The following is an 18,152-nucleotide window of genomic DNA, read 5'->3' on the forward strand; positions in this document are numbered from 1 at the left end:
CCCCACCAGGCGGCTCCTCCCCACCAGGCGGCTCCTCCCCACCAGGCGGCTCCTCCCCACCAGGCGGCTCCTCCCCACCAGGCGGCTCCTCCCCACCAGGCGGCTCCTCCCCACCGGGCGGCTCCTCCCCACCAGGGGGATCCTCCGGGAGGCAGATGCCGATCGGGCAGTCCTCGTCGCCCTCGTCAGCGAAAGCCGTGCCCGCACCGATCGCGGTGAGCGACGCGCCGGCGGCGATCACGGCACCGGCGGCGACGCGCGCCACCCGGATCCGCGTCTTCTTGGTCATAGGTTTGCTACCCCCAGTAGCTCATCGTCAGTGGAGCAGCGCCCGGGGCCACGGCGTCAGGAGATAGCTCGTTCACTCAAGCCCCCCGCGTCACATGCGCCCCAGAGATACGCATGCCACGCTTCACCCTTCCCAGTTTTCAAAGCAACGTCAAGGTCGTTGCGTGCGCAATGTCCAGTTCACGTCATTTGGGGACGGTGAGGGTGTGTGAGTGTGACGTAAAACCCAGACATGCCGCGCAGAACCGGCAGCCATGTAAACCCCGGAAACGACAACGGCCGCCCGATGGACGGCCGTTGTCATGTCGACAAAGTGCTCGCGATGCGTCTCGCCGTACGCGCTTACTTCTCCTGCTGCTTGCGCCAGCGAATCCCGGCCTCCAGGAACCCTTCGATCTCACCGTTGAACACGGCTTCCGGGTTACCGACTTCGTGATCGGTGCGCAGGTCCTTGACCATCTGGTACGGGTGCAGGACGTACGAACGCATCTGGTTGCCCCAGGAGTTGCCGCCGTCGCCCTTGAGGGCGTCCATCTTGGCCTGCTCCTCCTGGCGGCGCCGCTCAAGCAGCTTGGCCTGGAGCACGTTCATCGCGGTCGCCTTGTTCTGGATCTGCGAGCGCTCGTTCTGGCAGGAGACGACGATGCCGGTCGGGATGTGCGTGATGCGCACCGCGGAGTCGGTCGTGTTGACGCCCTGGCCGCCGGGCCCGGACGACCGGTAGACGTCGATCCGAAGCTCGGACTCGTCGATCTCGACGTGGTCGGACTGCTCGACGACGGGCAGCACCTCGACACCGGCGAAGGAGGTCTGGCGGCGGCCCTGGTTGTCGAACGGCGAGATGCGCACCAGCCGATGCGTGCCCTGCTCGACGGAGAGAGTCCCGTAGGCGTACGGGGACTGCACGGCGAAGGTGGTGGACTTGATGCCCGCCTCCTCCGCGTACGACGTCTCGTACACCTCGGTCTTGTACCCGTGCTGCTCGGCCCACCGCAGGTACATGCGCTGGAGCCTCTCGGCGAAGTCCGCGGCGTCGACGCCGCCGGCCTCGGCGCGGATGTTGACGAGCGCCTCGCGGGCGTCGTACTCACCGCTGAGCAGCGTCCGGACCTCCATCTCGTCCAGCGCCTTCTTGACGGCGGCGAGCTCGGACTCGGCCTCGGCGCGGGTGTCCGGGTCGTCCTCCTCCTCGGCCATCTCGAAGAGCACGGCGAGATCGTCGATCCGCCCGCGCAGGGCCTCGGCCTTCCTGACCTCGGCCTGCAGGTGGCTCAGCTTGCTGGTGATCTTCTGCGCCTCGTCCGGGTTGTCCCACAGGGACGGCGCGGCCGCCTGCTCCTCGAGCACGGCGATGTCTGCCCTCAGCTTGCCGAGGTCCAGAACGGCCTCGATCGACTCCATGGTCGAGGAGAGGGACTTGAGCTCTTCGGATACATCGACGACTGCCACGCCTCCAGCGTAACGGTTACGGCAACCGTGGCTCGCCGCTCGGTACCGGGGGAGGGCCGGCAGCCGCCGGGGCCCTGTGAGGTGTGTCCGCCCCCGCCGTCCCTGGGCCTGCCCCTGCGCCGTCCCCTGCCCGTCGCATCCCCGGAGGCCGGCCCTCACCCCCGTCACGGCGAAGACGGCACCGAATTCTTCGTGTCCGTCGGCGTCCCACCCGCGTCGTCGCCCGATGTGGCCGCCCACGTCCCCACCCCCACCGCCGCGACCAGCGCCACAGCCGCCGTCCCCAGGGTGATCCGGCGGCGTCGGGCGGTGGCGCGGTGGCGGGCCGAGCCGGGGCGGGGGGCGCCGGGGGTCCGGGGGGCCCGGGCGGTGCCGCGGGCGCCGCCGGCCAGCTCGTCCGGGCCGGGCACCCGCATGGAGGTGTGGGTGTCCCGGTTGGAGTCGGGTTTCGCACCCGGTACCAGCGGCACGGCGCCCCGCCGCACCCGCTCCCGCGATGCCGCGGCCGTCGCCGAGGCCGACGCCGACTCCTCCTCGGGCTCGTCCCCCGACTCGCCGTCCGGCTCGTCCACGTCCAGGGGCGGCATTCCGGCCAGCGAGGGCAGCTGTTCCCGCAGCCGGGCCGCGAGCTCGGACGCCCGCAGCCGCGAGGCCGGTGCCTTGGCGAGGCACTGGACGAGCAGCGCCCACAGCTCCTCCGGGATGCCGGGCAGGGGGACGACCGTCTCCGTGACGTGGCGGCGCAACACCGCTCCCGGGTGCCCTCCGCCGAACGGCGTGAAGCCGGCGAGCAGCTCGTACAGGACGGTCGCCAGGGCGTAGATGTCCACCGAGGCGCGCGGCGGCAGTCCCTCCACGATCTCCGGTGCGAGATAGTCCGGCGTGCCGATTATCTTCGTGGCCCGGGTGCGGCGCGGCGAGTCGATCAGCTTCGCCACGCCGAAGTCCGTCAGCAGCGCGGGGTGGGAACCGCCGGGGCCCAGCGGGCCCTGCATGTCCAGCAGCACGTTCTCCGGCTTGACGTCCCGGTGCACGACCCCGGCCGCGTGCGCCGCCGCCAGCCCGTCCGCGATGTCCGCGACGATCGCGACCGCCGCCTCGGGCGCCAGCCGCCGCTCCCGGTCGAGCCGGGTGCGCAGGTCGGTGCCCCGGACAAGGTCCATGACGAGGGCGAGGTCGTTGCCGTCGACCACGAGGTCCCGTACGGAGACCACGTTCGGATGGTCGAGGCCCAGCAGCGCCGTCCGCTCCTGGACGAAGCGCCCCACGAGTTCCTGGTCGGCCGCGAGGTCCTCGCGCAGCAGCTTGATGGCGACGGGCCCCTCCGGCCCCTCACCCAGCCACACCGCGCCGGCGCTGCCCCGCCCCAGAATCTGGTGCGCGGTGTACCGGCTCCCGATCTTCCGTGCCAAAACTGCTCCTACGGACGCGTGTTGCCGATAAAACTACGCGGCCGCGGAGCCAACCTTCACCGCGGAGACAGAAATCACCCGTCAGATGTCGACAAATCCCCAACCTCGGCGGCGAAACCGTCAGGGCGGAGTCGTCGGAGCGGAACCGTCAGGCGGAAGCGTCAGTACGGGTACGCGCGGCTGTGGGCCACGAGCTACTGGTCCGAGCTCCCGTTCAGCTGCCCTATCCACCCGCTGACCTCGGTCACCACGTCCGTCAGCTGCTCCCAGTACCCCTTCGACGTACCGATCCATCCCTGCAGCGGGCTCAGTTCCCAGATCAGCCATCCGGCGACGAACAGGATGACGATCGTGAAGAGGCACCCCTTCAGGCAGCCGAGCCCCGGGATCTTCATGGGGTTGGCGCTGCGCCGGCGCGGCTCACGCGGTTCACGGGGCTCGCGCGGTGGGCGCGGGGCGGGCTGCTGGGGCTGCTGCGGGGCGGGCGCGTACCGCTGCGGCTGGGCCTGCGGCGGCGCTTGGCGCTGCGGCTGCTGCTGGGGGGCGTACTGCTGGGGCTGCTGGGGCGGGTAGCCGTAGCCCTGGCCGGGCTGCCCGGGGTGCTGCTGCGGACGTGGGCGCTGCGGCGGCTGCTGGGGCCGCGCGACCTGCCGCTGGGGGCGGCGGCGCAGGGGATCCTGGCTGGGGTCGAGGTACTGGACCTGCGTCTGGTCGTTGCGGTCCCGGGCCGCGCGCAGCTGGTTCTGCCAGGGGTGTGGGTCCTCGCCCTGCCCGGGGGGCTGGTTCGGCGGCACCGGTGGCATGACGGCGGTCGGGTCGGCGGCACCGTGGTTCGGGAGTACGGAGGTGGGGTCCCCGGCGCCCGCGGGGCCCGAGGTGTGCGGAAGCACGCTGGTCGCCGCTTGCGGGTCGTACGCGCCGGCGGGCGAGGCGTGCGGGAGCACCTGGGTGGGGTCGGCCGCGCCCGCCGCGCCCGGCACCGGCGCGGGTGCCGGGTCGGGGGCGAGGAGGGCGCCCACGCCCTCGGCGGCGGCGATCTGCGCGGAGTTCGCGTGGACGCCGATGCCCTGGGCGACGACGCGCAGCCCGTGCGCGAGGCTTTCGGCGCTGGGCCGGTCGTCCGGGTTCTTGCGCAGACAGCGCTCGATGACCGTCCACAGCGGTTCCGGGACGGTGGAGGGGCGGCGCGGCTCGGCGCTGAGGTGCTGGTGCAGTACTTCGAGGGCGGACTGGCCGCTGAACGGCGGCCGCCCGGTGACCAGCTCGTACAGCAGGATTCCGGCGCCGTAGATGTCGACGGCGGAGGTCTGCGGGCGGCCCTCGGCACCCTCGGGCGCCACGTACGCGGGCGTGCCGACGAACTCGCTGGTCCTGGTCAGCCCCGGGGAGTCGGCGAGGCGGGCGATACCGAAGTCGGTCAGCATCGGGTGCATCTCGCCGCCGTACTGCTGGAGCAGGACGTTCGCGGGCTTCAGGTCGCGGTGGACTACGCCGTCGGCGTGGCTGGCGGCGAGCGCGTCGGCGATCTGGGCGGTCAGGAGGGCGGCGGCGACGGGCGTGAAGGGCCCGTTCTCGCGCAGGTAGCGGTGCAGGTCGGGGCCCTCGATCAGGTCCATGACCAGCGCCAGCAGATCGCCCTCGACCACCAGGTCCCGTACCCGGACGATGTTCGGGTGGGTGAGGCGGAGCAGGACGGAGCGCTCCCGCAGGAAGCGCATCACGATGTCCGCGTCGCTGGCGAGCTCCTCTTTCAGGACCTTGATCGCCACGGTCTCGCCGGGCTGGCCGGGCACGGCGGCCTCGGCCCCCGCCGTCTCCCGCTGGCGGGCGCGCCAGACAGTGCCTGTGGCGCCGCGCCCCAGCGGCTCCTCAAGGAGGTATTTGCTCCCTACCGGCCGCACGTCATGGCTCCCTGCTGCTTGCCCGTCTTGTCCGTACACCGTGCTATGGGTGTTCCGACCCACTGTAATGCCGCTGTCCTTGGGACCGGGTTGTCGTCTGTCCTGTGATTGCCCTGTGGCCGTCCCGCACGCCTCAGGGGCGGCCGCGCGCTCGCCGTGAACGCCCGTTCGTCCCGCACACGCGAGTAGTCCCGTAGTCCCGCTGGTCCCGCACACGCGAGTACGTACGGGGTCCGGTGCGCGTTCGGCCGGATGGCCGTTCGCGTACCCGTACGTCCTCTCGCACACGTTCCCGTCGTGTTCCCGTACTTGTTCGACGGGAAGACGCTCGTTTTGGGGAAGTTGGTTGCCTGGCGTGGACGTGACCGATCTCAAGCGGACTCGGTCGGTCACTGGTCAGGCACTTTTGCGGGCAGAGCCGACCAATCAAGATCACTTGCGGGTGGGGGACGGGCGCGTTGTCAGTGGCAGGTGCGAGGATGCTCCCGTACTGGCCGACGTGCCCGTGTGGTGGGGGAAGTCTGCGGTGGGGACCGCGCAGCCTCGTTCTCGCCGTCGCGGGTGCCCGCGCGGAAGGGACCGCTGACGGCGATGCAGATCCGGCTGACCGTCGTAGACCCGCTGGGGCCGTCCTCGGAGCCGCGAGGACGTGCCACGGCCTGCGATGTGCTGGTCACGGCACCGGCCGGGACGGCGCTGGCCGCGGTGGCCTCGGGCCTCGCCTCGGCGCTCGGCGGGGACGGGGGCGCCTCGCCGGCCGAGCGGAGCCGGGAGCCCGGCGGCGGGACGGTCGTGCTGTACGCGGGCGCGGAGCGGCTCGACGCACAGCGCCGCACCCTGGGCGAGCCCCCTCTGATCGACGGCGCCGTGCTCACCCTGGGCGCCCCCGCCGAGCCGGGCCCCGAGGTCGACGAGGCCGCGGCCCAGCTGCACGTGGTCGCGGGCCCCGACGCGGGCGGCGTCCACCTCCTGCACGGAGGCAAGATCCGCATCGGCCGCTCCGCCGACGCCGACGTCCCCCTCGACGACCCGGACGTCTCCCGCCTCCACTGCGCGGTCACCGTCTCCCCCGACGGCCGCGTCTCGGTCGCCGACCTCGGCTCCACCAACGGCACCACGCTCGACGGCACGCGCGTGGGCGACCGTGCGGTGCGGTTCGCGCCGGGGGCGCTGCTGCGGGTCGGCGAGTCGACGTTGCGGCTGGCTTCGCCCGGGGGTGCGGGGGCGGTGGGGACCGTGCCGGACGGGGAGGGGCATGTGCGGGTGGGGGCCGAGGGTGTGGGGACGGTTGGAGCGGCGGGGACGGCGGGGACGGCAGGGACGGTTAGGGGTGGGGCTGGGGGTACGGCCGGGGGGGCTGGACCGATTTCGGGACCGGCTTCTGGATCGGGTCCGGGATCGGTTCCAGGAGCATCGGGATCTGTCGCGGGTGCCGTTGTGCCGCATGTGCCGCACGCGCGCGTGGGGAGTCCCGGCGGACAGGGATCGGCGGGCTGGGGCGCGGCCGGGGAGGCCCCCGGTGCGCAGGAGCACGGGCCCGTGGAGCCGCCGATCGTGCCGGGGCAGGGGCGGGCGCCGCGGATCGAGAGCAGGGGCGTGGACGGGGGCGGGGCCGCGGGGGCGCGTGGTACGACTCCGGCCGCGGCTCCCCGAGACATGGCTCACCCGGGTGACGCGGTCGAGGACCGCCCCTCCAGCTCGCGCAAGGGCACACCCCTGCGGGGCACGGACGTACCCCAGGGGCTGCGGAGGCGTGGCGGGCTCGGCGCGTGGGCGCGTCGGCTGGCCGGTGGGCGGGGCGAGCAGCCGGGGAGCGAGACGCAGGCGTACGACGAGGAAGGCTCGGCCCCGGAGCCCTTCGTCACGCTGCCGCAGGCGCCCGAGGTGTGGCCGAACCCGGCGGAGCTGCTGCTCACGGCGCTGGGACCGGGACCGCGGCTGTGGGAGCGCGGGCCGGGAAACCCCGAGGCGCTGGCGGTACGGCTGGGCACGGCCGACCGGATGGCGCCCGACGGCTCCGGACTGGTCCCCGCGGTGCCGGTGACCGCCGGGCTGCGGGAGGTCGGCGCACTCGGACTGGCCGGGCCGCGCCCCCGGCTCATGGGGCTGGCCCGCGCGGTCGTGGCCCAGCTCGCCGGGCTGCACTCCCCCGACGCGCTGGAGCTCGTGCTGATCAGCGCGGACCGCTCCCGCTCGCCGGAGGAGCGCACCGCCGACTGGTCCTGGCTCGGCTGGCTCCCCCACGTGCGCCCCACCCACGGCCAGGACTGCCGCCTCCTCCTCGCCTACGACCGCGAACAGGCCACGGCCCGCACGGAGGAGCTCCTGCGCCGCCTGGAGGACCACCTCACCGACGCGGGACGCTCCGCCCCGGGCACGGCACGCGCGGGCGGACAGCCCCTCGGCGGAGCCGCTCGCACGGACGCCTACGGCGCCGGGGGTGCCGACAGCAAGGGCGGCGGCCCTCACGGTGCCACCACCGGCTCCGGCCGACCGCCGGGCGACGACAGCGGACCGGTCTCCGCTCCCTGTGCGGCGGGCGAAGCCCGTCACTCGGGCGCCTACGGCACCGGTGCCGTAGGCAGCCGGGGCAGCGGCGGCCTCCCCGGAACTGCGGGCAACGTCGGCCGGGGCCCGGCCGACGGCGGCGTCCCGCCCCGTGCCTCCGGCCCGACCGGCGCACACCCCGGCACATACGGCACCCGGCAAGACGCCACGCCCGGCGGGCACTCCGGCCAAACACCCGCCGACGGCAATGCCCCGCCCCACACCTCCGGCCCAGCGGGCGCCCACCCCGGCGCATACAACACCTCCAGCCGGACACCGGCCGACGGCAGCGGCCCCACCCGCGCCTCCGGCCCAACGGGCACACACCCCGGCACGTACGGCACCCGGCAAGACGCCACCCCCGGCAAGCACCCCGGCCAAGCACAGACCGACGGCGGCGTCCCGACCCGCGCCTCCGGCCCGACCGGCGCACACCCCGGCACGTACGGCACCCCGCAACACGCCACCCCCGGCAAGCACCCCGGCCAAACACCCGCCGACGGCAGTGACCCCACCCCCAACTCCGGCCCGGCAGGCGCCCACCCCGGCGCATACAACACCTCCAGCCGGACACCGGCCGACGGCAGCGCTCCCACCCGCGCCTCCGGCCCAGCGGACACGCACACGGGGGCGTACGACACCCCGCGAAGCAGCCCTTCGGCCCCCGCTCCCGCCCCCGTGGGCGCCCGCCCGGCCGTATACGGCGCCCCGGACGGCACCGCCCCCACCGAACACCCCGTGCGTCGGCCCTCCTGGGCCCGTGACGACGAGGCGGTGGACGTCGGCTTCGCCGGGCCGTACACCGTGGTGCTCGTGGACGGGGACCCGGGTGGGGCGGATGTGCGGGAGGCGGTCGTGCGGCTGGCTCAGGAGGGGGCCGTGGCGGGGATCCACGTCGTGTGCCTCGCCGAGACCGCGGCCGCGTCGCCCGCGTCGCCGGTGACGGAGACGTACGAGGCGGCCTGCGCGGTCTCGCCGGCGTTCCTCGTGTGCGGGGCCGTGGCCCTGCTCAGCGGGGACGTGGCCACCGCCCTGCGGCTGATGCGGGTCGCACCGGCCGACCCGGCCACCCACCAGCCGGCGCGCCACACCACACCGGGCACCCCGGCCGCCCACGACACGCCGGGCACCTTGGGCGCGCCCTCCCCCAGCACCCCTGCCGCCCATGACACCCCCGCAAGCCACCCGCCCCCCAACCACGCGGGCCGTACGCACACCAGCCTCACGGGCCACCTCACACCCGAGCCCCCCGGCCCCGGTCAGGTCGCCGTCTCCGGCGGGCCCATGGGGCACGGCACCGTCGCCTCCGTGGACGCGGTGTCGGCGGCGTGGGCCGAGCGGTTCGCACGGGCGTTGGCACCGTTGCGGACGGACGGGGCAGGCGGCGACCGGCAGCAGCGATTGTCCGCGCCGTTGCCCCAAGCGGCGCGGCTGCTGGACGAGTTGGGGCTGGCGCGGGCCACCCCGGCGTCGCTGATGACGCGTTGGGCGGACGCGGCCGACGACAGGGAGGCGCTCGGCGGACGGGCCTGGGCCGTGCTCGGCGCCGGCCCGCGCGGCCCCGTCACCGTGGACCTCGCCGCCCAGGGCCCGCATCTGCTGATCGAGGGCCCGCCCGGCAGTGGCCGTACGGAGCTGCTGCGCTCCATCGCCGCGTCGCTTGCCGCCGCCGAGCGGCCCGACCGGCTGGCCATCGCTCTCGTGGACGGCCGGGACAGCAGCGGGGCCGGGACCGGGACCGTCGGCCGGACCGGTGAAGGGCTGCGTGTCTGCACCGACCTGCCCCACGTCGGTACCCACCTGACCGCCAACGACCCCGTCCGTATGCGGGAGTTCGCCCAGTCCCTCAGCGCCGAGCTCAAACGCCGGGCCGAGTTGGTCGGCCACCTCGACTTCGCCGCCTGGCACGCCCGGGGCAGGTCGTCCGGCCGTATCGTCGCCCAGCGCCCGCCGACCGCAGGCGCACCCGGCACCCCCGGCACCCCCGGCACCCCGAACGCCTCCCCCGGTGCCGCCGACCTCGACACACCCCCCAGCTCCACCCTCCGCCTCCGCCCGGCCGCGACCCGCACGCGCGGCCAGGCCGGTCCGCCGCCGGCCCTCGCCCGGCTGGTGGTGATCGTCGACGACCTCGACATGCTGCTCTCGCCACCGTTGGGTTCGCCCGGCCGTCCCTCGGCCGGTTCAGTCGTACGGGCGCTGGAGGCGGTGGCCCGGGAGGGCGCCCGGCTCGGGGTGCACCTGGTCGCCGCCACCGCCGGTGGGCCCCGTACGGCCGAGAGCGGGCTCGCGCGCGCGGCCGCCCTCCGGGTCACACTGGAGGCCCCGTCGCCCGGGCCGGACGAACCGGCGCCGGGGCGGGGGCAGTTGACGGTCGGCGGTCGGACCACGCCGTTCCAGGCGGGGCGGGTGACGGGGCGTATCCCCCGTACGGCCACGCTGCGGCCCACGGTCGTTCCGGTGGACTGGGTCCGCATGGGCGACCCGCCCACCCGGCGGCCGGTCCGCGAACTGGGCAACGGACCCACGGACCTGGCCCTCCTCGCCAGCGCGCTCGACCGTGCGGCGCGGGAGGTCTCGGCGGCGGAGGTGCCGTCGCTGCTGTGACCCCGGCACCACACGACCCTCAGCACCGCACGACCCCCGGCAACACCGCACCCCCCAGCGCTGCCCAGACCTAGGACCTCCGGCTCCCCCCTCGGATCGTGACCGCGTTCGAGGAGAAGTACGGGTGGGACGTAACCGCCCCCACACGCCCGGGAGTTGGCGGCATACTGCTGGAAGTGCGTGTACGTCGTTGGCGACTGACCGGCACAGCCCAGTGACCGCCGCGGCAGGAACCGCCTCGCCGTACCTTGCCGCAGCTTGCCGCGGATGAGCAGCCGACCGGATTCGGCCTCGTCGGCCCGCCCCACCGCCGGAGGCACACGTCACGACGCGGTTACGATCACCGAGTTGACACCGCAGGCGCTCTTGCCGCCCCCCGAGACCCGGCGTAGACCAGAGCGCACGGGACAGCGCCGAACGTTCGACGAGGCAACGACGCACGAAGAACGGGGCAGTCATGCGCAGCACTCTTCGTACACGCAAGTCCAACCACACCACCTTCTCCCACAGGTCACCCAGGTCACCCGGAGCCGCGAAGGCCGTGGCCGCGCTCGCGGCCGGTGCCCTCGCCCTCGCGCTCACCGCATGCGGCGGTGACGACGACGGCGACGAGGGCGGTACCGGCGACAACGGCGGCACCGAGGTCACCGTCCAACTGCCCGAGCTCGACGGCCAGAAGCTGGAGGTCGCGGCCGTCTGGACCGGGCCCGAGCAGGAGAACTTCACCAAGGTCCTGGACGAGTTCGAGAAGCGCACCGGCGCGGAGGTGAGCTTCGTGCCGACGGGCAACAACACCTCCACGTTCCTCGGTACCAAGATCCAGGGCGGCCAGCCACCGGACGTCGCGTTCCTGCCTCAGGTCGGCGTGCTGCACCAGTTCGCCGAGCAGGGCTGGCTCAAGCCGATCGGCACCGAGACACAGACCCAGCTCGACAAGAACTTCTCCCAGGGCTGGAAGGACCTGGGAGCGTACGAGGGCACCCAGTACGGCGTGTACATGAAGGCGGCGAACAAGTCCCTCGTCTGGTACAACACGCATGCCTTCGACGCCGCCGGTATCGCAGAGGAGCCCACGACCTGGGACGAGTTCCTCACCACCGCCCAGACTCTCTCCGACGCGGGCACCCCCGCCGTGTCCATCGGCGGCGCGGACGGCTGGACGCTCACCGACTGGTTCGAGAACGTCTACCTCTCGCAGGCCGGCCCGGAGAAGTACGACCAGCTGGCCGCGCACGAGATCCCGTGGACGGACCCCTCGGTCGAGGAGGCCCTGACCACACTGGCGGAGCTGTGGGGCAACGACGATCTGATCGCGGGCGGCGCGTCCGGGGCACTGCAGACGGAGTTCCCGAAGTCGATCACGCAGACGTTCTCCGGTGACACCCCGGCGGGCATGGTCTTCGAGGGCGACTTCGTGTCCGCCAGCATCAACGCCGACACCGACGCGGAGGTCGGCACGGACGCGAAGGTCTTCCCGTTCCCGGCGGTCGGCGACGAGTCGCCGGTGGTCAGCGGCGGTGACGTGGCCGTGGCGCTGAAGGAGAGTGAGGGCGCGCAGGCGCTGCTGGCCTTCCTCGCCTCGACCGAAGCGGCCGAGGTGTGGGCCGCCCAGGGCGGCTTCGTCTCCCCCAACAAGGAGATGGACACAGGTTCGTACCGGGACGACGTCACCCGGGACATCGCCGAGGCGCTGCTCGCGGCGGGCGACGACTTCCGCTTCGACATGTCCGACCAGGCCCCGGCGGCCTTCGGCGGCACCCAGGGCGTCGGCGAGTGGAAGCACTTGCAGGACTTCCTGGCGAACCCGGACGACGTGGCGGGCGCCCAGCGCAAGCTGGAGGCGGACGCGGCCAAGGCGTACCAGAGCAGCTGACGGCCATGTCATCGGTCGCCAAGCCGACGGAGGGCGCGGGCGTACTGCCCCCGCCCTCCGTCAAGTCGCGCAAGGGCGTGACGGGCACCCGGCTGTGGGTGGCGGTGCTGTTCCTGCTGCCCGCGCTGGTGCTGCTCGGCGCGCTCGTGGTCTACCCGATCGGGTACTCGGTGTGGCGGAGCCTGTACAACGCCGACGGTTCGGGCTTCGTCGGCTTCGACAACTACGTCGACATCTTCTCCAACGACTCCACGCTCACCGCCGTACGCAACACGGCGATCTGGGTCGCGGTCGCGCCCGCGGTCGTCACCGCGCTCGGCCTGATCTTCGCCGTCCTCACCGAACGGGTGCGCTGGGGAACGGCGTTCAAGCTGATCGTCTTCATGCCGATGGCGATCTCGATGCTCGCCGCGGGCATCATCTTCCGGCTGGTGTACGAGCAGGACCCGGACCAGGGCGTCGCGAACGCGGTGGTCACCTCCGTGCACGATGTGTTCGTGGACGAGTCGGTGTACCCGAACGCCCGGCCCAACGCCGACGTCAGCGACCTGGAGGCGTCCGGCGGCGGCTCCTTCACCTCCACGGGGACCGTCGAGGCGGGCAGTCCGGCGCTGCTCCCCCTGGTCGGCATCGCCCCGAACCGGCTGCCCGGCGACCCGCAGGACGCCGGGACGCCGACGGGCGACGGGATCACCGGCACCGTCTGGCTGGACTTCAAGCTCGGCGGCGGCGGGGAGAAGGGCGCGATCGACGCCGGCGAGAAGGGCCTGGAGGGCGTCAAGGTGGAGGCCGTCAGGGACGGTGCGGTCGTCGCCTCCACGACCAGCGGCGCCGACGGCACCTTCAGCCTCCCCGAGTCCGCCGACGGGGCCCAGCTCCGGCTCCCCGGCTCGAACTTCGCGGCCCCCTACAACGGCATCGACTGGCTCGGCCCGACCCTCGTGACCCCGGCCATCATCGGCTCGTACGTCTGGATGTGGGCGGGCTTCGCGATGGTGCTGATCGCGGCGGGGCTCGCCGGGGTCGACCGGAATCTCCTGGAGGCCGCGCGGGTGGACGGCGCCAACGAGTGGCAGGTGTTCAGAAAGGTCACGGTCCCGCTGCTGGCGCCCGTCCTGGTGGTCGTCCTCGTCACGCTGATGATCAACGTGATGAAGATCTTCGACCTGGTCTACATCATCGCGCCCCAGCCCAGCCAGGACGACGCCAACGTCCTCGCCCTGCAACTGTTCCTGTCGTCCTTCGGCGGCGGGGGCAACTACGGCGTGGGCAGCGCGATCGGTGTTCTCCTGCTGCTGCTCGTCCTGCCGGTGATGTGGGTCAACATCCGGCGACTCAGGAAGGAGCGCCAGCGGTGACCGCACCCGACACGCCGACGCCCGCACCCGACACGCCGACGCCCGCTCCCGGCACTCCCGGCACTCCCGGCACTCCCGGCACTCCCGGCACTCCCGGCACTCCCGGCAAGGACACCTCCCTACGCCCCAAGCGGTCCATCGCCGCCCGCGTGGCGAGCGGCGCGGCCGGTGGCGTCCTGCGGGTCTTCCTCCTCCTGGTCGCGCTGTTCTGGCTGGTGCCGACCTTCGGTCTGTTCGTCTCGTCGTTCCGCGACCCGACGGACATCGCCGCCGAGGGCTGGTGGAAGGTCTTCACGGCCCCCGCCCAGCTGACGACGGCGAGCTACGAGTCGCTCCTGAAGAACGACGACGTCACCAGCGCCCTGTTCAACACGGTCTGGATCACGGTTCCGGCGACGCTGCTCGTCGTCCTCATCGGCGCGATGGCCGGATACGCCTTCGCGTGGATGGACTTCAAGGGCCGCGACTGGTGGTTCCTGGCCGTCGTGGCGCTGCTGGTGGTGCCGGTACAGGTGGCGCTGATCCCGCTGTCCTCCCTGTTCGGCGACATCGGGATCTACGGGGACATCATCGGCGTGGTCCTCTTCCACGTCGGTTTCGGACTCCCGTTCGCGATCTTCCTGTTGCGCAACTTCTTCGCGGAGATCCCCCGGGAACTCCTGGAGGCGGCCCGGCTCGACGGCGCCGGAGAGGCACGGCTCTTCGCGACCGTCGTCCTGCCGCTCGGCGCGCCCGCGATCGCGTCCCTCGGGATCTTCCAGTTCCTGTGGGTGTGGAACGACATGCTGGTGGCCCTGGTCTTCTCGGACTCGGGCTCGCAGCCGCTCACCGTCGCCCTGCAGCAGCAGGTACGGCAGTTCGGCGCGAACATCGAGATCCTGGCGCCCGGCGCCTTCATCTCGATGGTCATCCCGCTGGCCGTGTTCTTCGCGTTCCAGCGGCAGTTCGTGTCCGGCGTGATGGCGGGCGCGGTCAAGTAGCCGTCGTCGTACGGCGTTCGAGGGGCGGGCCGGGGTGGCCCGCCCCTCCTCGTTCACCCCAGTTCATCCCGGTTCCCCCGTATGCAGCAGCCGACGTAACCCGATCGCCACGGAGGGCGTTTGCGGGCAGTATGCCCGCGCCGACCCATGGATGTCCTCCTTGACCAGGTTCAGTGTCATCGTCCCCGCGTACAAGGTTCAGGCGTACCTCCACGAATGCCTGGACTCCGTGCTGTCCCAGTCCTTCACCGACCTCGAACTGATCGTCGTCGACGACGGCTCGCCGGACGCCTGCGGCGCCATCGCCGACGAGGCCGCGGCCCGCGACGCCCGCGTACAACCGGTCCACCTGCCCGAGAACGCCGGCCCCGGCCCCGCCCGCAACGCCGGCCTGCGCCTGGCGACCGGCGACTATCTGCTCTTCCTCGACGGCGACGACCCCCTCACCCCGGGCGCCCTCCAGGCGATCACCGACCGTGTCAAGGAGACCGGCGACCCGGACGTCCTCGTCCACGACTACGCCCGCGTCCACTGGACCGGCGAGACGGTCCGCAACCGGCGCGCGCTCCAGCTCACCGAGCGGGGCCCGGCGCCCTTCCGCCTGCCCGACCGGCCGGGCCTGCTCACCCTCCTCCCGGCGGCCTGGAACAAGGCGTACCGGCGGGAGTTCATCGAGCGGGAGGGCTTCACCTTCCCGTCCGGCGACCACGAGGACATCCCCTGGACCTACCCGGTCCTGATGGCCGCCGAGTCCCTCGCCACCCTCGACCGGGTCTGCGTGCACCACCGCAGGCGCCGCCGGATCGGTGCGCCCGGGCGTCGGCACCTCGACGTCTTCGAGCAGTACGACCGCCTCTTCGCGTACGTCGACGAGCACGCCCGGCTGGCCGGCTGGCGGCCGGTGCTGTTCCGCCGCATGGTCGAGGACCTGGCGTCCCTGTACGTCCACCGGCTCCCGCCCGGCACCCGCGCCGAGTTCCTGCGCAAGGCCCGCGCGCACTACTCCCGTCACCGCGTCCTCGGCGCCCCGGTCCGCCGCCCGCGCCATCTCCTCGTCCGCCTGGGCACCCACCGCACCTACCGCCTGCTGTCGCTCGCCTCCCGCGCCGCCAGAAGCGCGACCAAGGCCATCTCGACAGCCCTGCAAGGCAGTTGGCGTACGGCCCTGCGCCTCCACTACCGCGTCCAGCGCTGCCTGCCCCTGCGCGAGGACCGCGCCGTCTTCTCCGCGTACGGCGGCCGGGGCTACGTCTGCAACCCGGCCGCACTGGAGTCGGCGTTCCGTACGCTCGTCCCGCGCATCCGCACGGCGTGGATCGCGCACCCCGAGCACCACCACACGCTCCCGACGGCGACCCGCCGCGTGACGCCCGGTTCGCTGGCGTACTGGACGGCGCTGGCCCGCGCCAAGTACCTGGTGAACAACACCGGCTTCGACCCCCGCCTGGTCAAGCGCCCCGGCCAGATCCTGGTCCAGACGCAAGCCGGCACCCCGCTCAAGCGCGTGGGCCTCGACCTCCAGGACCGCCCGGCCGCCGCCCGCGGCACGGACTTCGGGCAGCTGCTGCGCGACGCGGACCAGTGGGACTACGTCGTGTCCGGCAACCGTCACTCCACGCTGGTCTGGGAGCGCGTGTTCCCGTCCGGGTTCGAGACACTGGAGTACGGCCAGCCGCGTAACGACGCCTTCCAGCGGGCGACTTCGGTCGACGTGGACCGGGCACGCTCCTCGCTCGGCATCCCCGAGGGCGCCATCGCCATCCTGTACGCCCCGACCCACCGCGACTACCGGCGCACCCAGCGCGTCCCCCTGGACCTGGAGCGCGTCCTGCGCCGGCTCGGTCCGCGTTTCGTGGTGCTGGCCCGCGCCCACCCGTCGTACGGCGCCCCGCTCGTCGAGGCCTCCGGCGGCCGCCTCCTCGACGTGAGCGGCCACCCGAGCATCGAGCACCTGTGCCTGGCCTCGGACGCGCTGCTCACCGACTACTCGTCCCTGATGTTCGACTACGCCGGCCTCGACCGCCCGATCGTGATCCACGCGGACGACTGGGAGGCGTACGAGGCCGCCCGTGGCACCTACTTCGACCTGCGCTCCTTCCCACCGGGCGCGGTCGCGCGCGGTGAGGACGAGCTGATCGACATCTTCGCGACGGGCCACTGGCGCGGTTCGCGCTCCACGCAGCTGCGGTCCGCGTTCCGGGAGCGCTTCTGCGCGCACGACGACGGGCGCGCCGCGGAGCGGGTGGTACGGCGGGTGGTGTTCGGCGAGACGAAGCGGACGGGTCTGCCGCGAGCCCTACCGCTGGCGGAGCGGAAGCCCGTACCGTCGGCGGCGGCGGCGTTCACGGTGTCCGCGTCTCTGACGAGCGTGCCGTCGCCGGGCGGCCCGGTGCTGGTGCCCGACAGCCGCCGCTGAATACACCCGAAGCCGCCCGAAGCCGACGTTCTGTGGAACCCTGGGATCTCGTGAGCCTCGTGAGTCTCCGCACCGGAGCCCGTAGCCGTACCCGTACCCGTACCCGCCCCGGTTCGCCCTCCTCGTCGCGCCCGACCCCCACCCGTCCGACCACGTGGCGCCCGTCCGGGCGGCCGGGACGCTGAGCACCCGCACGACGGAGCCCCGCGTACGCGATGTACGCGGGGCCCCACGAGGTGGGTGAACGCGGGGGGGTTACTCGACGACGAGCTCGACCGGGATGTTGCCGCGGGTGGCGTTGGAGTACGGGCAGACCTGGTGGGCGGCCTCGACGAGCTTGCGGCCGGTGGCCTCGTCCACGGAGTCCGGCAGCTCGACGCGGAGCACGACCGAGAGGCCGAAGCCCTCGCCCTGCTTGGCGATGCCGACCTCACCGGTGACGGCGGCCTCGCTGACGTCGACCTTGGCCTGGCGGCCGACGAGGCCGAGGGCGCTGGCGAAGCAAGCGGCGTAACCGGCGGCGAACAGCTGCTCCGGGTTGGTGCCCTGACCGGTGCCGCCCATCTCCACCGGGATCGCCAGTTCGAGGTCGAGCTTGCCGTCGTTGGTGACGGCGCGGCCCTCGCGGCCGTGGGTGGCGGTGGCTACGGCGGTGTAGAGCGCACTCATGGATGGACCATCCCTCTCACAGTTCATGTCAGGCGGTCCGGTCCGACCGCCTCGCACGACCAAGTAGAGCACACAATTCAATTGCACACAACTAAATGGCGGGCACGCGCTACCCTGGAACCATGACCACGACCACGAGCCCCGCATCCCTGAACGAGGAGGACTTCCTCCGCCTGGACCGGCAGATCTGCTTCTCCCTGCACGCGGCCTCGCGCGCGTTCAACAGCGTGTACCGGGTCGTACTGAAGGACCTGGGGCTCACCTACCCCCAGTACCTGGTGATGCTGGTGCTGTGGGAGCACGGCGAACTCCCGGTGAAGAAGCTCGGCGAACACCTGCGCCTCGACTCCGGCACGCTGTCCCCCCTCCTCAAGCGCCTGGAGGCCGCCGGTCTCGTACGCCGTGAGCGCAGCGCCCGCGACGAGCGCTCGGTGGAGGTACGGCTGACCGACGAGGGCACGGCCCTGCGCGAGCGCGCCCAGGCCGTCCCCCGCCGTATCGTCGCCGCCACCGGCTTCGACATCGACGAGGTACGCGACCTCCGCTCCCGCCTCGACCGGCTGACGGCCACGCTGGACGCGGCGTCGCTGGAGGAGACGCCCGACTGCGTCTAGGTTTGTCTGTCCGGCGGATACAGACTCACGGACGAGGA

Annotated in this window: 10 protein-coding genes and 1 pseudogene; 6 read left to right on the top strand and 5 right to left on the bottom strand. The window is 72.9% G+C overall.

The window, feature by feature from the left end; all coding sequences use genetic code 11:
* The 4 genes and pseudogenes from ACWD3C_RS09715 to ACWD3C_RS09730 form a co-directional block, all read right to left on the bottom strand.
* Nucleotides 1–289: pseudogene (locus ACWD3C_RS09715) on the bottom strand (hypothetical protein); the annotation flags it as partial.
* A gap of 341 nt (nt 290–630) precedes the next feature.
* Nucleotides 631–1,737 (bottom strand): peptide chain release factor 2, encoded by a 1,107-nt coding sequence (gene prfB / locus ACWD3C_RS09720; protein WP_451141921.1) that lies wholly within the window; start codon nt 1,735–1,737, stop codon nt 631–633.
* Between the two features lie 164 nt (nt 1,738–1,901).
* Nucleotides 1,902–3,149: a serine/threonine-protein kinase gene (locus ACWD3C_RS09725; protein ID WP_451141923.1), complete on the bottom strand. Its 1,248-nt coding sequence runs from the start codon at nt 3,147–3,149 to the stop codon at nt 1,902–1,904.
* Between the two features lie 194 nt (nt 3,150–3,343).
* On the bottom strand, nt 3,344–5,050 hold the full coding sequence (locus tag ACWD3C_RS09730; protein ID WP_451141925.1) for a serine/threonine-protein kinase: 1,707 nt from the start codon (nt 5,048–5,050) through the stop codon (nt 3,344–3,346).
* Nucleotides 5,051–5,641: 591 nt separating this feature from the next.
* Between ACWD3C_RS09730 and ACWD3C_RS09735 the strand changes: the two genes are divergently transcribed.
* The 5 genes from ACWD3C_RS09735 to ACWD3C_RS09755 all read left to right on the top strand — a co-directional run bounded on the left by ACWD3C_RS09735 (nt 5,642) and on the right by ACWD3C_RS09755 (nt 16,831).
* The gene (locus ACWD3C_RS09735; protein WP_451141927.1) at nt 5,642–10,204 is read left to right on the top strand and encodes an FHA domain-containing protein; all 4,563 of its coding nucleotides are present in this window, start codon (nt 5,642–5,644) and stop codon (nt 10,202–10,204) included.
* 457 nt (nt 10,205–10,661) lie between these two features.
* Nucleotides 10,662–12,077 (top strand): ABC transporter substrate-binding protein, encoded by a 1,416-nt coding sequence (locus tag ACWD3C_RS09740; RefSeq protein WP_451141929.1) that lies wholly within the window; start codon nt 10,662–10,664, stop codon nt 12,075–12,077.
* A 5-nt stretch (nt 12,078–12,082) separates the two neighbouring features.
* A complete protein-coding gene (locus ACWD3C_RS09745) occupies nt 12,083–13,435 on the top strand; it encodes a carbohydrate ABC transporter permease (protein WP_451141931.1) in 1,353 nt (450 codons plus the stop codon).
* Entirely contained in the window at nt 13,432–14,415 is a 984-nt protein-coding gene (locus tag ACWD3C_RS09750; RefSeq protein WP_451141933.1) for a carbohydrate ABC transporter permease, read from the top strand. Before ACWD3C_RS09745 ends, ACWD3C_RS09750 begins: the two co-directional genes overlap by 4 nt.
* 160 nt (nt 14,416–14,575) lie before the next feature.
* The gene (locus tag ACWD3C_RS09755) at nt 14,576–16,831 is read left to right on the top strand and encodes a bifunctional glycosyltransferase/CDP-glycerol:glycerophosphate glycerophosphotransferase (protein WP_451141935.1); all 2,256 of its coding nucleotides are present in this window, start codon (nt 14,576–14,578) and stop codon (nt 16,829–16,831) included.
* A 255-nt stretch (nt 16,832–17,086) separates the two neighbouring features.
* On the opposite strand, the gene ACWD3C_RS09760 is transcribed toward ACWD3C_RS09755, so the two are convergent.
* The gene (locus tag ACWD3C_RS09760; protein ID WP_451141937.1) at nt 17,087–17,500 is read right to left on the bottom strand and encodes an organic hydroperoxide resistance protein; all 414 of its coding nucleotides are present in this window, start codon (nt 17,498–17,500) and stop codon (nt 17,087–17,089) included.
* Nucleotides 17,501–17,622: 122 nt separating this feature from the next.
* Between ACWD3C_RS09760 and ACWD3C_RS09765 the strand changes: the two genes are divergently transcribed.
* Nucleotides 17,623–18,114: a MarR family winged helix-turn-helix transcriptional regulator gene (locus ACWD3C_RS09765; RefSeq protein WP_451141939.1), complete on the top strand. Its 492-nt coding sequence runs from the start codon at nt 17,623–17,625 to the stop codon at nt 18,112–18,114.
* Nucleotides 18,115–18,152: the final 38 nt, after the last annotated feature.

The organism is Streptomyces sp. NPDC002845 (assembly GCF_053591955.1).